Source organism: Corynebacterium sp. CCUG 69979, assembly GCF_024454095.1.
Classification (GTDB): Bacteria; Actinomycetota; Actinomycetes; order Mycobacteriales; family Mycobacteriaceae; genus Corynebacterium; species Corynebacterium genitalium.
Genome location: NZ_JAGPZA010000003.1, coordinates 81,314 through 94,832, shown reverse-complemented (window position 1 = coordinate 94,832; position 13,519 = coordinate 81,314). Strand labels below are relative to the sequence as shown.

The following is a 13,519-nucleotide window of genomic DNA, read 5'->3' as shown; positions in this document are numbered from 1 at the left end:
CTCCCTCTTCTAACGCGCTTCCAGCACGAACGGCTCACCTGGGTCGGGGCTCTGACCGATGTTCTCGCGGTTGATCAACCAGTTCGCAATCTCGGTGAACACCGGTGCCGCCGACTGGCCGCCAGCGCCGCCTTCGAGCGGACCCCGCTCCGGGTCGTCCAGCATAACCGCGACGACGAAGCGAGGATCATCCGCCGGAGCAATACCGGCGAAAGTGATCCAGTAATCCGAGTTAGAGTATGCGCCCGTTTCGGGGTTGACCTGCTGGGCAGTACCGGTCTTGCCGGCGAGCTGGTAGCCGGGGATCTCGTTGCCGGCAGCAGTACCATTCTGGACACCGTTCGGATCATCCTGGAACGGAGAGCGGAACATATTCACAACTGTCTGTGCGGTCTCTTCGCTGGCGACACGGGTGCGGCGGGGCTCGTCCTGCGGCAGTTCCTCCCCGGACTGCTGCACAACCTTTTTGACGATGCGCGGCTCGATGCGTTCACCGTCGTTCGCCAAGGCCTGGTACACACTGGCGAGTTGGAGGGTGGTCAGGGACATGCCCTGACCGATGGGCAGGTTGGCAAAGGTGCCGCCCGACCACTGCTCGCGGGACGGCACGAGACCCGGGGATTCGTTCGGGAGTTCAATGCCGGTGCCCTGCCCGATTCCGAAGCGCTGCAAGTAGTCGTCGAAACGCTCCTCGCCCACCTCCTGAGCGAGCATGAGCGTGCCAACGTTCGAGGACTTACCGAAGATTCCTGTCGTGGTGTACGGCGCATCACCGTGCTCCCACGCGTCTGCGACAGTGACGCCGGACATTTCGATTCGTCCCGGAACTGTGTGCACTTCATCCGGGGTGGTGATGCCCTCTTCAATGGCCGCGGTAGCCGTGATGATCTTGGCCACCGAGCCAGGTTCGAAGGGGTGGGAAATCGACGGGTTATCAAAGCTGCGGCCCTGCGACAGTTGCTTCTCCAAGTCGCCGTTCGGGTCGATCGTGGACGTGTTGGCCATGGCGAGCACCTCGCCGGTGGCAGCATCCAAGACCACAGCCTCGGCGTCCTTGGCCTTCGAGTTCGCCTTCGCTTGCTCCAACAGCTGCTGCACGTAGGCCTGCAGATCCAGATCAATAGTCAGCTCAACGCGCGATCCGTTCACTGCCGGCACAACGTCGCGCAACGTGCCGGGGATGACTTGGCCGTTGGCAGAGACATCTTCGGTGGAGCGGCCGTTGATGCCCGTCAGAATCGCGTCGCTAGAGGCTTCGAGCCCGAACTGGCCCTGCCCGTCCATGGAGACGCGGCCAATAATGTTCTCCCCGATTGCACCGTTGGGGTATTCGCGGATGTCTTGGTGGTCAGCTGCAACACCGTGGAACTTCTGTGCAACCTCAGCAGCGACATCTGGGTCGACATTGCGGACGAGAACCTCATAATCTGTGTCCGCGTGGAGCTTTTCCAGGATGTCTTTGGAGCTCACGCGCGGAGTCTCGAGTTTCTTCTCGTATTTACCTTTTGCGTCCTTGTTGTCCTTACTGTCCTTGTTGTCTTTGTCTTTTTCGGCGTTGTCGTCCGCGTTCTCACGCTCGACGGCTTTCGGATCCTCCCCGACCATGACGGGAATCTCATTAGCCATCTGGCGCAGATAATCCTCTACGCGAGCATCCTGCTGAGCTTCGGCTTCCGCACGGGAGGCACCCTCTTCATACATCTCGTTGCGCACGAGCTCGCCAAGTTCTTTGCGCAGGATCACGGGCGAAACAGTCAGGGAGCGCGCCTGCATCGTGTAGGCAAGATAATTGCCTTCCCGGTCCACGATCTCACCGCGACGAGCGGGATCGGTGAAGGTCCGGGTGCGCTGGTCCGCAGCGACGGTTTGCAGTTCCGGCCCCCACTTGAGCTGCACCCATGCCAAACGCCCAATGAGCACGAGGGCAAGGACCAGGAAAATAGCCGTGAGAATCCGCATCCGGCTGGTGGTAATGACCTTTTGTGCTGGCGCTGCCGGCGGGCGCCGCCGCGGGTGCGGCATTCTCCGCCGTTGCGGGTCCAATCTGCTCACGGCGCTTGTGTCACCTACCTCGCTCACGCCCAATAACTTCAGGGTCTCATCTTGCCCCGTGACGGGGGCTAGGTGATGACCGCCACGCCTTTACGTTTTTACCGAGCGCCAGGAATGCTCGGCAGCGCTGCCGGGGCCCCGCCCGCTGCGGGTGGAGCAGCTGGCGCGGGCGGTCCAGTCGGTGCGCCGTTAGACGTTTGCGGTAAAGCAGACAGATTGTCGGCAACATCGCTCGTCGCGTCACGGTCGCTCGTTGCGCGGTCGACGCGAATAGTCTCTCCGTTGACGTCCACGACCTGGCCGGTTTTCTCCGGATCGGCCTCGCGCGTCTCGTGGGCTTCGCCCTTCTCATTCACGGCAATAATTCCCGGTTGTTCGGGAACAACGAGACCGGCCGCGTCCGCCTTCGCGGCGATGTCTGCGGCTGCGCGCGCATCCTCCAGGTTACGGTTGAGGGTCTCAATTTCGTTGCTCAGCGTGCGTTCCTCATTCTGGAGTTGCTGAATGGTGAACGTCTGCTGAGTGGACAGAGCGGAGAGCATCATGGCACCGAAGATGCCCAAAATGAGCAGCGGCAGCGACAGAATGGACAGCTTGGAGAACGTTCGCTTTGCCGCCGTGGTGTTGACCACGCGGCGTCCACGGACAGACACAACCTGCTTCGAACCCAAGCGTCGTGGGCCGCGAGGCAAGTGCGGCTTCAGCCCAGTCGTCTTCGGGCGGGCCGGAGCGGTCTTTGTCGTACGCTCCAACAGCGCCGTCGATCCGGCGGTGAGGTCTCGGCTTGCTCCCATTGTTGTTCCCTTCACTGTTGTTCCAGTTTTTCGACGGCTCGTACACGCACTGGCGCCGCACGCCTGTTGACTTCCACTTCCGCCACCGACGCCTTCTCTGCACCGTGGGTGACCATGCGGAATTCGGCGGCCATGCCCGGCAGTTCGGTCGGTAAACCGGCGGGCGTTTTGGACGTTGTCCACTCCGTGAACGCGCGCTTGACCAGCTTGTCTTCATGCGATTGGTAACTCATGAACACCGCCCGGCCACCGGGGCCGAGGGCTTCGGCGACCATCGGCAGCACGTTGGTGAGTGCGTCCAGTTCGCGGTTGACTTCCACGCGAAGCGCCTGGAATGTCCGCTTCGCCGGGTGGCCGCCGGTGCGGCGGGTGGCGGCCGGAATCACCCGGTAGAGCAACTCCACCAGGCGTGCGGACGTGTCGAAGGGAGCTTTCTCCCGTTCGTCGAGGACAGCGCTGGCGATCTTGCCGGCGAAACGCTCGTCGCCGTACGCCTTGAGCACATGCGCGAGGTCACCGTGGCTGTAGGTGTTCAGCACATCGGCCGCGGTAATACCTGCCGACGGGTCCATGCGCATGTCCAGCGGGGCGTCCACACGGTAAGCGAAGCCGCGCTCTTCCTGGTCGAGCTGCATTGATGAGACACCGAGATCGAAAAATGCCCCGGCTAAGCCATGCGCGCGGACGGTCTCAAAGACCGGCCCGGTACCGTCGCGCAGCGATTCCGCGAGGCAATCAAAGCGGCCCCGCACCGGCGCGAAACGGTCACCGAATCGCGCGAGACGCTCGCTCGCTTGGGCAAGCGCAGCACCGTCACGGTCAATGCCGATGACTGATGCCTCCGGAAAGGTGTCCAGGAAGTACTCCGTGTGTCCACCGGCACCCAGCGTGCCGTCGACGATGACAGCGTGGGGCCCGAAGCGCTCTACCGCAGGGCGAAGGAGTTCCCCCATGCGGTCGCGCATGACGGGGATGTGGCCGTGGCCGTTGTCGGTTGCTGTTTCCTGTGCCATCGAGTCCACCCCCTTGGAGCGCCCTGGGTTTGAAGTACCTGCAGTTGTTGCCGCGGGGAACGTATAGAGCCCTGCCCGGGGCGGTCATTCTGATATCGGGGAAGTACACCAGAACGACTCGCGCCCCGAGCAGAGTTCGTACACGCTCACCACTCGCCTGCCCTGTTAGAGCAGACCCGAGAGAATGTCGTCCTCATCAGCCGCCGAGAAGGCAGCCTCGGTATTTTCTTGGTATTTCTCCCAGGACTCCGCGTCCCAGATCTCCAAGAAATCCACTGACCCGATGACCACGCATTCCTTTGAGAGGTTCGCGTAATCGCGGTGCGCCGGCGACAGAGTGATGCGACCCGAACCATCGAGCGCCTGCTCGTCCGCACTTGCTGCCAAGTTACGGATGAAAGCACGCGCCTTCGGATTCGTACGGGAGACCGCTGCCGCCTTACGAGCGCGGGCCGCGAACTCCTCGCGGGGATAGACCGCCAGAGAGTGGTCTTGCCCCTTGGTCACCATCAGACCGTCAGCGAGTCCCTCACGGAATTTCGCTGGCAGTGTCAGGCGTCCCTTGTCGTCCAGCTTGGGGGTATAGGTGCCCAGAAACATCCGGCGCCCTACCTTCCTTCACTCAACGACTCCGGTTGTGAACTTTTATGCAGCTCCACACGACACATCGCGTTTCGCTGGCCCCACTTTAACCCACTTCGTCCCACAAACGCTAGTTTCCGCGGCGTGTTTTCTTAATTAAGTTACTTCACTGCAGGTCACAGCGCTTGAATACGGTGGCAGAATCTCCCGCACCCAGCCCCAAAAACGATCAAAATGCGCGAAACATGAATGACTTTAATCTAAATACATCCCTTTAATCACAATGGCACCACGTTGAATATCGGCAATATCCCAGTTCGCTAGAGTCAATGAGCTCGTGTGGGGCAAAGTGGGTGGGCGAGGTGGGGCAAAGTGGCAGACATCGCGCATACAAGAAAACCCTCCAAGAACATCAATTCCTGGAGGGTTGAGTACCGCCGTTGATAGCGGCGCGAGGGGTCAGCGGTTAAGCGTCATCTATCTTCGAAACGGCGGCGGAAGTTTTCTTCCATGCGCGAGCTCATGCCATTGCGCTGCGCCTGACTACCTTGGCGCGTTTCTTGCGCCGGCGAAGCGGACCCGTTCGGCGTCTGCAACGCCCACATGCCACCGGCGAACATCACGACGAAGCCAACGATGCTGATGATGACAAACCAGATGCTCTGCGTAGCCAAAGCAACACCACCGATGAGCAGCAGCAGACCCAAAACGATGATGGCGAAAGAGCGAATCGTCAGCTTGCCGGCCGGCTGCTCAGCCCCGTACCCCGCCGAGGAAGCCACCGTCGACCCAAATTTAGGGTCGTCAGCGAGAAGCGACTCCTCAATCTCGCGGAGTAACTTCTGTTCTTGCTCTGAAAGAGCCACTTTTCCTCCCAGCCATGTTTGGTCGGTGTCCACTATGTGAGTACAACGCTCAACTACACGGCATTGTTCCCTGGACGCTCACATCATCATAGCGCCTGCACACGCCTGGACATGCTACGCCGCCGCCATACCCGGCCCCTCCCCCGCTACCTCCGCATAGAACGCGGCGGCCCGGTCAACCAGCTCCGCGACTAGTGCACCATCAGGCTTTAGCTCGATGCCCGAGGCGACCCGCCCGCGCAACCGCGAGTAGCCCTCGAACACTTCCGCCCAATAGCCGCCGCGGACACCGGTCAGCTTGAGCTTTGCCCACGCACTGGTTGGCAACCTCTTCCTTTTAGCAATCACCGCCGAATCCGCCACGACTGCGCCTGCCGTTCGCAGTGCTGCGCGGTAGGCGCTCTCCAGCGCAAGATCGGACCGGCCGGCGCCAAGGTGCGCATACGACTCATCCAGCAGAGCTCGAGCGGTGCCGAGAAAATTCTCACTCCGGGAGACAGCTGGAACCGTTCCGTACACCGTGCCAGTGGTTGCAGAGATAACGCTGTTCATAATGGGCCTCCTTTGGCTGGCCGTCTCACCTGTCGGCAGTTCGTTTTGTTGAGTAACAACCTAGGACCCCCACCCGACAAACCGGGCTACCCAATCGAACGCACATTCGAACCCCAAAAATGGCCCCGCACTAACCCCGACGTGATTCGATTAAGACGTGACCTTCACTATCCGCAGGTTGTCCGGTTTTGACTTTGCCCGCATGGCTCCGGACCTGGTTGATCTCTATATCACTGCCATGAAGTACCCGCGCACCCTCCGCGAACAGCGAATCGGGGTATGGCGCCGTGAGACCTCACATCCGGGTTTCACTGCCGTGGCGGCATTCACAGAGACCGGAGCGCTCGCCGGTGTCGCCTACGGTTTCAACGGCACGCCCGACAGATGGTGGGACCAGCAACTTCGTCTGGGTTTGCAGCAACAGAGCATCCCCGACCACATACGGCGCGAGTTGACATCGCATTACTTCGAGCTAGCGGAGATCCACGTTGCGCCTGACCTACAGGGACAGGGCGTTGGACACGCCCTGATTCACGAGCTGCTAGTAGATATAGGTCGCAAGTACGTCCTGCTGTCAACGCCTGAAGTCCCGGCGGAAGCAAATGCCGCTTTCGGTCTCTACCGCTCACTCGGATTCAAAGATGTCCTACGCAACTTCCTCTACGCGGGAGATTCCCGTCCCTTTGCGGTGCTCGGACGCACGCTACCGCTGGGCTCCCAGTCTGTAGAGTGGCCGCTATGGTGACCCATCCCGATAAGGCCGATGTCCCGACTACTGCACAGATCCCCGCGGCTGTGGAACGGGAACTGGAAAAGTTCTTCACCGAGCACGGCCATTCAGTGGACGTCATCGGTCCGCCGGTATCGGAGGCGGTAGAGCACCTGCGCACCTTCGTTCTCGGGGGTGGTAAGCGCATTCGCCCCACATTCGGATGGGTCGGGTTTGTCGGTGCGAACGGGCTGGAGAATACGGAGGAGGATCCGGCAGCTGTGCTCTGCGCGGTGAGTTCCTTGGAATTCATTCAGGCATGCGCACTCATCCATGATGACATTATCGATGCATCTGCGACCCGGCGCGGAAACCCGACCGTGCACGTCGCCGCCGCGCACAGTCACCGCGAACACAACTGGCTCGGAGATTCCGACAAGTTCGGCGAAAGCCTCGCCATTTTGGTCGGTGATTTGGCGCTCGTGTGGGCAGACGACATGTGGCACCACTCCGGCCTGAGCCATGCGGCTCTTCTCCGCGCTTCCGAGCCCTGGCGAGGCATGCGCGCGGAGGTCATCGGCGGCCAGATTCTGGATATTTCGCTCGAAGCCGCCGGCTGCGAAAGCGAAGAGCTTGCAAATGCAGTCAATCGTTTCAAAACTGCCGCATACACCATCGAGCGCCCCCTCCACTTGGGCGCAGCAATCGCGGGTGCGGACGATGACACGATTGCGGCTCTGCGGCGTTACGGCCACGACATCGGGATCGCTTTCCAGCTTCGCGACGACATTCTCGGTGTCTTCGGCGACCCGAAGGTCACCGGAAAACCCGCCGGAGACGACCTGCGGGAAGGCAAGCGCACTGTGCTGTATTCCCGTGCGCTCCAGGCAGCCGATGAGCGTGACCCGGCGGCAGCGCAGCGCCTCCGGGACGGCATTGGTACGGCCCTGACCCCCGACGAGATCGCCGAACTCTCGGGGATCATTCGTGAGACGGGGGCGGTAGAAGACGTCGAAAAGCGTATCGACGAGTTGACCGAATCCGGCCTTGCACATGTCCGTGGTGCCGCGTTGTCGCCCGAGGCGGTGGAGACACTCGAGACCCTGGCGGTCAATGCCACCGCGCGGCGCATGTAAGCTCCGCACCATGTCTCCCCGTGTCGTAGTTCCGCTCGGCGTTGCCGGCACCGCGCTTATCGCGCTCGGTTCTTTCGGCGCGGGCGCCACCCGCAACCGCGGCGGAATGCTCGACTACTTCGGATGGGCCTTCCTGTCCTACGGCCACGCGCGCGGGCTTGCCGACGTCGCTCTCACTGCCGGGCTTTTTCTCCTCGTTTTCGCGTGGGTCATGCTGCAGGGAGCTCACGTGGAACAGGTCCGCGCTGCGGTATGGGGGTGGACCGCTCCCCTGCTGCTCGCGGCACCGCTGATGTCGCGCGACGTGTACTCCTACCTCATGCAGGGCGCCATGGTGCGCGACGGCTTCAACCCTTACGACGAGGGCGCGGCCGTCAACCCAGGGCCGTACTTGCTGGAGGTCTCGCACGACTGGCGGAATACGACCACCCCTTATGGCCCGCTGCACTTGTGGATCGGCGAAGGAGTGACCACTGCTGTCGGCGACAACGTCATGGCCGGCATCATTGTCTACAAATTCATCTCCTTCGCCGGTTTCGCCGCTATCGCGTGGGCAGTCCCGCGCATCGCGCGTGAGCTGGGTGGGGATCCTGCATTGGCGCTGTGGCTCGGCGTGGCCAACCCAGTGATGATCATCCACATGGTCGGCGGCATGCATAACGAGTCTGTGATGGTCGGCCTGGTCAGCATCGGCTTGCTCGCCTGCCTGCATAGCCGCTTCTTTGTGGGGATCGTGCTCATCTCCGTGGCAGTCTCGCTCAAGGCGACGGCGGCCATTGCACTGCCGTTTGTCGTGTGGATCGCGATGCAGCGTTACGGCCGCCGAGTCACCGTTTTCCTGGCCGCGGGAGTAAGCGTCGTCGCGCTGTCCATCGCCGTCGTCGCCGCAGTTACCTGGGCATCCGGCACATCGTGGGGTTGGCTAGCGGAGATCTCGGGCAACTCGAAGGTGGTCAATCCCCTCTCCGGTGCCACACTCATCACAGACTTGGTCACTCCGCTCGTGTGGCTGGTGGATGAGGAATTCCCTTACAACACTGTCCTCGACTTCACCCGCACCATCGGGTCTTTGCTCATGCTGACTGGTCTCGTCGTGGTGTGGGTCCTCTACCGCCAGTCGCAGCGCCGTGCGGTCAAGGGCGTCGCACTGGCGTACCTGGTGGCGTTCGTGTTCAACGCGGTGACGTTGCCGTGGTACTACGCATCGTCGATCAGCGTTGCGGGAACGTTCGCACCGCCGCGCTGGCTGGTGAAGGTGACCGTCGCTGCGTCAGTCATTGTCGCGCTGTCGTTCATGGGCAGCGGAAACCACCGCTTTTACGTCGGCTGGTGGATGCTGGCGGTCTTCCTTCTCGGCTGGCTTGCAGCCCGGAGCGTTAAAACGCCATTGCCTGCGCGCGCCTGATTACTTCGCGGGCACCATGCCCATGCAACGCATCGATGGGGCGGCCAGGCAGACTGTCGTCGTCAGTGAAGAGGTAGGCGAGGATTTCGTCGGGGCGGTATCCGCCGTCGAGAAGCACCGTGATCGCGCCACCAACGAACTTGGATAGCTCATCACCGCTCAGAAGCGCCTCTGGAATGCACTTCACACCGTCAGCCTTGTGCGCAACGAGTTTTCCCGCACCAACGTAATCGTGGACCTTGGTCACTGGGACACCGAGACGGTCAGCCACCTCAGGGAAAGACAGCAGCGTTTCGCCCTCAAGAAGCGTGTCAAGGTCATATTCGATATCACTCACGCTCTTCACTGTACGCGCGCTGTTAGCACTTCCCCAGCCTCGTCGGCCATACTTATATGCCATGAGTGACCTTGCAGCTGGCGACGTATTGGAAGGACGTTACGCCGTGGACCGCCCCATTGCCCGCGGTGGCATGTCCACGGTCTACCGCTGCCTGGATACTCGTCTCGACCGCGAAGTCGCCGCCAAGGTCATGCACCCGCGCTATGTCGACGATCCGCTGTTTCTCGACCGCTTCCAACGCGAAGCTCGCGCCATGGCGCAGATGAGCCACCCGAACTTAGTCAACGTCTACGACTTCTCCTCCCACGGCGAGGATGTCTTCCTCATCATGGAGCTCATCACCGGCGGCACGCTGCGGGAACTTTTGGCCGAGCGAGGTCCCATGCCCCCGCATGCCGCTGCTGAAGTCATGCGTTCGATGCTCACCGGGTTATCTGTGGCGCACCGCCGCGGGTTGGTCCATCGCGACATCAAACCGGACAACATCCTCATTAACGGCGACAATTCGGTGAAGCTCGCAGACTTCGGCTTGGTTCGCGCAGCCAGCGAATCCCAGCGTTCCACCGACCAGATCGTGGGCACCGTCGCCTATCTCTCCCCGGAGCAAGTCGACGGTTCCGAGCTCACCCAAGCTTCGGACGTCTACTCCGCCGGCATCGTGCTCTTTGAACTGCTCACCGGTACCCAGCCGTTTTCCGGCGACACCTCACTGGCGCACGCGATGGCGCGGTTGCACAGGGATGTGCCGCCACCATCCTCACGCATCGCGGGGGTGCCCATGCTTTTCGACGAGCTCGTGGCCACCGCCACTGCCCGCCACCCCCGCGACCGCTTCGCTGACGCAGACGAATTCCTCGACGCCCTCGAGGACGTTTCCGCCGACTTGGACTTGCCCGACTTCACCGTTCCGGCACCGACCCAGTCGGCCGCCCACCGTGTGGCCGCCATTCCGACCGGGGTGACGCAGATCGAACAGGACGGGGCAGAGGAACCCGAGCTTGCGCCCGAAACGCGCTTTGACCACCAGCCGGTATATGAACCTGAGCGCGAGCACCTGCAAGAACCAGTACGCGAACCATCGCCTGCGCTGTATCACCAGGACCACCAGCAGCAGTATCGGCCGCAAGCCCCTGCGCCAGTGCCAGCGCATGCACCTGCGCACCCGCCCGTTCCAGCACAGGCACCGGTGCGCGAACCTGAAGCTCCGCGCATCCCCGAACCGGAGACGAACCGCTCCGCAGCGGCAACAGCCGTCATAGTGCTACTCATGATTACAGCCACCGCGGCTGTCGCCGTCGGTGGCTGGTGGTACGGCTCCGGATGGTACGGGGAGATCCCCGAGATTATCCGGATGCCGGAGTACTACTAAGCGCAACTTAGTTGCGGAGCATCTCCGCGACGAGGAACGCGAGCTCCAGAGCCTGCTCGGTGTTCAGGCGCGGGTCGCACGCGGACTCATAACGGCCCGGCAGGTCGATGTCGGTGATGTCCTGGGCACCGCCGAGGCACTCCGTGACGTGCTCGCCGGTCAGCTCGATGTGGATGCCGCCCGGGTGGGTGCCCAGGTGGCGGTGGACCTCGAAGAAGCCCTGCACTTCGTCGATGATCTTGTCGAAGTGGCGGGTCTTGTATCCATTGGACGCGGTGAAGGTGTTGCCGTGCATCGGGTCGGACTGCCAAATGACCTTGTGTCCCTCGCGCTCAACAGCATCCACAATGCCCGGAAGGACATCACGCACCTTGTCGTGGCCCATGCGGGCGACAAAGGTGAGGCGGCCGGGTTCGCGGTTCGGGTCCAGCTTCGCGGCGTAAGCGACGGCTTCCTCCGGGGTGGTGGACGGGCCGAGTTTCAGGCCGATCGGGTTGTTGATCAGCGCCGCGAAGTTCACGTGGAAGTCGTCGAGGCCGCGGGTGCGCTCGCCGATCCAGAGCTGGTGAGCAGACAGATCGTAGAGCTTGGTCTCGCCGTTCTCGTCTTCGGCGAGGCGCAGCATGGCACGCTCGTAATCCACCAGCAACGCCTCGTGGGAAGCGTAGATCTCGGAGGTGCGCAGCTCACGGTCATTCACGCCGCAGGCATCCATGAAGTGCAGGGAGCGGGTGATCTCGCGTGACAGGGCCTCGTAACGGGCGCCGGCAGCGGAGTTAGCCACGAACTCACGGTTCCATGCCTCAACGCGGTACAGGTCAGCGGTACCGGAGGTAGTCAGAGCGCGCACCAAGTTCATGGCGGCAGAGGAGTTGGCGTAAGCGCGGACCATGCGTGCCGGGTCGTGCTTGCGGGACTCTTCGGTGGGTTCCACACCGTTGACAATGTCACCGCGGTAGTTCGGCAGACCGTTCTCGTCCAAGTCCGAGGAACGCGGCTTGGCGTACTGGCCAGCAATGCGGGCCAGTTTCACCACCGGGGTGGACGCTCCGTAGGTGAGCACGACGGCCATCTGCAGCAGCGTCTTGATGTTGGCGCGGATGTGCGGCTCAGTGTTGGACTCGAATGTCTCAGCGCAGTCGCCGCCCTGCAGGAGGAACGCATTGCCCTCAGCGACGTCTGCTAGCTGGCTCTTCAGCTTGTGGATCTCGGGTGCAACCACCACCGGCGGGACCGATTCGAGGATCTTGCGGACGTATACGGCCGCGTTCTCATCCCATGTCGGCTGCTGTTTCGCTTCGAGGCCCAGAACCTTCTGGAATTCCTCATTGATATCGCCGGGCAACGGCGGTAGATCGGGCAGTACTTCTTTGGGGATGTCTACAGTCCAACTCACCCTATAACTTGTAGCACGCCCGAGACGTTTCTCCTACTCAGGGCGGGTAATTCTTCCACGGCGGTCCAATGGCAGAACGTCGTTGCAGGCGCGGAACTTGATCAGGTTGTGTCGAGCGTCCACAAGCGCGTCGTGGGCATCTTTCGGAGCAGGAGGAATCTTCGGGCGGCCAGCCATCTCCCAGTACTGCTTGAGCTCGCGGGTGAACCGCGGCAAGTCCTTAGGCAGCTTCGTCATGTCGCCCCACATCTGCGCGAAAACCACATGATCATAGGCACCCACCCACGCCCACAGCTCAGGCCTCGTGCCGTTTGGGGTGAGAAAGGCATGCACTTCTTCACGGATGCGCGCCAGAGGCTTCCATTCCGGACTGGACGGGTTCGGGAGTTTCTCTAGAACGTTCTCACGCACCCAAGGGTTGGCGCGTGAACCGTTGAAATCCGTGGACACTGCGTAATACTCGCGTCCGTCCTCAGCCACGATGCCGATGGAGATCAGTTCGATGGTGGAGCCATCTTCGATGAACTCCGTGTCATAGAAGTACCGCACGCTTTACTGCAGCCAACCCCACGGCGGCTCGGTGCCCTCCGGGTACCCGTTGCCAGCTTCGAGCGACTTCTTCACGGCCGCCGCGTAGGCGTCGCAGTAGGGGTAGCCGGACAGTTCCTCGAGTTGCTCCATGAAGAAGTCCGTGAACGGGCGCCACACGGCGGAGTCAGACGGGTCGTAGCCGTTGTCGCGGGCCCACTGGTGCGGGTCGATGGGCTCACCGACTTTGATGGTCACCTTGACCGGACGCGGAATCCAGGTGCCAATCGGGTTTGCCTCACGGGTGTCAATCATGGCCACTGGGATGCAAGGCACACCAGTTTCCATCGCGATTCGCGCCATGCCAGTCTTGCCCTTGTAAATGCGGCCGTCCGGGGAACGAGTGCCCTCCGGGTAGATGCAGAACAGGTCGCCGTTGTCGAAGACTTCCTTGGTCACTTTGAGCAAGTTGTCGCCGGCATCTTTCGCAGATCGGTCGATGGGAACCTGTCCCACGGAAGTGAAGAAGAATTTCTGGATGCGCCCGACCAATCCCGGAGCGGTAAAGTACTCCTTCTTTGCGGGGTGCACCAGCTGGCGCGGGCACACCAGGGGAAAGTAGAAGGAGTCCATCACGGCCTGGTGGTTGGACACCATTAGCGCGGGAGTTCCTTCGGGCGGAATGTTGTCCAGGCCGTGCGTTTCAGGCCGGTTCCACAACCGCAGCCAGGGACCAATCAAGATGTACTTGAAAAACTTGTACCACTTGTTGTTCAT

General features: G+C 61.7%; 14 protein-coding genes. 4 read left to right on the top strand and 10 right to left on the bottom strand.

What is annotated here, in order from left to right:
* Positions 1-9: 9 nt before the first annotated feature.
* From KBX18_RS03265 to KBX18_RS03240, 6 genes are all read right to left on the bottom strand, one after another.
* Positions 10-1,959 (bottom strand): peptidoglycan D,D-transpeptidase FtsI family protein, encoded by a 1,950-nt coding sequence (locus KBX18_RS03265; RefSeq protein ID WP_370687218.1) that lies wholly within the window; start codon positions 1,957-1,959, stop codon positions 10-12.
* Between the two features lie 191 nt (positions 1,960-2,150).
* Complete coding sequence (locus KBX18_RS03260) at positions 2,151-2,846, bottom strand: hypothetical protein (protein WP_050748800.1); 696 nt, start codon at positions 2,844-2,846, stop codon at positions 2,151-2,153.
* Between the two features lie 11 nt (positions 2,847-2,857).
* The gene (gene rsmH, locus KBX18_RS03255; protein WP_255994794.1) at positions 2,858-3,859 is read right to left on the bottom strand and encodes a 16S rRNA (cytosine(1402)-N(4))-methyltransferase RsmH; all 1,002 of its coding nucleotides are present in this window, start codon (positions 3,857-3,859) and stop codon (positions 2,858-2,860) included.
* Positions 3,860-4,024: 165 nt separating this feature from the next.
* A complete protein-coding gene (gene mraZ / locus KBX18_RS03250; protein WP_005289548.1) occupies positions 4,025-4,459 on the bottom strand; it encodes a division/cell wall cluster transcriptional repressor MraZ in 435 nt (144 codons plus the stop codon).
* A gap of 455 nt (positions 4,460-4,914) precedes the next feature.
* The gene (locus KBX18_RS03245) at positions 4,915-5,340 is read right to left on the bottom strand and encodes a DUF3040 domain-containing protein (RefSeq protein ID WP_255994793.1); all 426 of its coding nucleotides are present in this window, start codon (positions 5,338-5,340) and stop codon (positions 4,915-4,917) included.
* 81 nt (positions 5,341-5,421) lie between these two features.
* A complete protein-coding gene (locus KBX18_RS03240; protein ID WP_255994792.1) occupies positions 5,422-5,859 on the bottom strand; it encodes an SAV_6107 family HEPN domain-containing protein in 438 nt (145 codons plus the stop codon).
* Positions 5,860-6,016: 157 nt separating this feature from the next.
* Here KBX18_RS03240 and KBX18_RS03235 point away from each other — a divergent pair, with 157 nt between their 5' ends.
* The 3 genes from KBX18_RS03235 to KBX18_RS03225 are packed head-to-tail and all read left to right on the top strand — an operon-like array spanning position 6,017 to position 9,109.
* Entirely contained in the window at positions 6,017-6,604 is a 588-nt protein-coding gene (locus tag KBX18_RS03235) for an N-acetyltransferase (RefSeq protein ID WP_005289542.1), read from the top strand.
* A complete protein-coding gene (locus KBX18_RS03230; protein ID WP_255994791.1) occupies positions 6,598-7,704 on the top strand; it encodes a polyprenyl synthetase family protein in 1,107 nt (368 codons plus the stop codon). The genes KBX18_RS03235 and KBX18_RS03230 overlap by 7 nt, the downstream gene beginning before the upstream one ends.
* Positions 7,705-7,714: 10 nt before the next feature.
* Entirely contained in the window at positions 7,715-9,109 is a 1,395-nt protein-coding gene (locus KBX18_RS03225; RefSeq protein ID WP_255994790.1) for an alpha-(1->6)-mannopyranosyltransferase A, read from the top strand.
* Here the strand turns inward: KBX18_RS03225 and KBX18_RS03220 are convergent.
* Entirely contained in the window at positions 9,081-9,455 is a 375-nt protein-coding gene (locus KBX18_RS03220) for an Rv2175c family DNA-binding protein (RefSeq protein WP_255994789.1), read from the bottom strand. The two genes, KBX18_RS03225 and KBX18_RS03220, sit on opposite strands and share 29 nt — an antisense overlap.
* A 52-nt stretch (positions 9,456-9,507) precedes the next feature.
* Here KBX18_RS03220 and KBX18_RS03215 point away from each other — a divergent pair, with 52 nt between their 5' ends.
* Complete coding sequence (locus KBX18_RS03215) at positions 9,508-10,818, top strand: protein kinase (protein ID WP_255994788.1); 1,311 nt, start codon at positions 9,508-9,510, stop codon at positions 10,816-10,818.
* A 7-nt stretch (positions 10,819-10,825) separates the two neighbouring features.
* Here the strand turns inward: KBX18_RS03215 and KBX18_RS03210 are convergent, their stop codons facing one another.
* Genes KBX18_RS03210 through KBX18_RS03200 form a run of 3 tightly spaced genes read right to left on the bottom strand, consistent with a single transcriptional unit; the run spans position 10,826 to position 13,519 of the window.
* Positions 10,826-12,214 carry a class II 3-deoxy-7-phosphoheptulonate synthase gene (locus KBX18_RS03210; RefSeq protein WP_005289530.1) on the bottom strand — a complete coding sequence of 463 codons (1,389 nt, stop codon included), beginning with the start codon at positions 12,212-12,214 and terminating at the stop codon, positions 10,826-10,828.
* 33 nt (positions 12,215-12,247) lie between these two features.
* Positions 12,248-12,763 (bottom strand): polyadenylate-specific 3'-exoribonuclease AS, encoded by a 516-nt coding sequence (locus KBX18_RS03205; protein WP_005289528.1) that lies wholly within the window; start codon positions 12,761-12,763, stop codon positions 12,248-12,250.
* A 3-nt stretch (positions 12,764-12,766) separates the two neighbouring features.
* Positions 12,767-13,519 (bottom strand): 1-acyl-sn-glycerol-3-phosphate acyltransferase, encoded by a 753-nt coding sequence (locus KBX18_RS03200; RefSeq protein ID WP_005289525.1) that lies wholly within the window; start codon positions 13,517-13,519, stop codon positions 12,767-12,769.

What these genes read in the sequence shown, in the direction of transcription:
- KBX18_RS03265 (WP_370687218.1), bottom strand. Translation starts at nt 1,959, where the DNA reads ATGCGGATTCTCACGGCTATTTTCCTGGTCCTTGCCCTCGTGCTCATT.
- KBX18_RS03260 (WP_050748800.1), bottom strand. Translation starts at nt 2,846, where the DNA reads ATGGGAGCAAGCCGAGACCTCACCGCCGGATCGACGGCGCTGTTGGAG.
- rsmH (WP_255994794.1), bottom strand. Translation starts at nt 3,859, where the DNA reads ATGGCACAGGAAACAGCAACCGACAACGGCCACGGCCACATCCCCGTC.
- mraZ (WP_005289548.1), bottom strand. Translation starts at nt 4,459, where the DNA reads ATGTTTCTGGGCACCTATACCCCCAAGCTGGACGACAAGGGACGCCTG.
- KBX18_RS03240 (WP_255994792.1), bottom strand. Translation starts at nt 5,859, where the DNA reads ATGAACAGCGTTATCTCTGCAACCACTGGCACGGTGTACGGAACGGTT.
- KBX18_RS03230 (WP_255994791.1), top strand. Translation starts at nt 6,598, where the DNA reads ATGGTGACCCATCCCGATAAGGCCGATGTCCCGACTACTGCACAGATC.
- KBX18_RS03225 (WP_255994790.1), top strand. Translation starts at nt 7,715, where the DNA reads ATGTCTCCCCGTGTCGTAGTTCCGCTCGGCGTTGCCGGCACCGCGCTT.
- KBX18_RS03215 (WP_255994788.1), top strand. Translation starts at nt 9,508, where the DNA reads ATGAGTGACCTTGCAGCTGGCGACGTATTGGAAGGACGTTACGCCGTG.
- KBX18_RS03200 (WP_005289525.1), bottom strand. Translation starts at nt 13,519, where the DNA reads ATGAACAACAAGTGGTACAAGTTTTTCAAGTACATCTTGATTGGTCCC.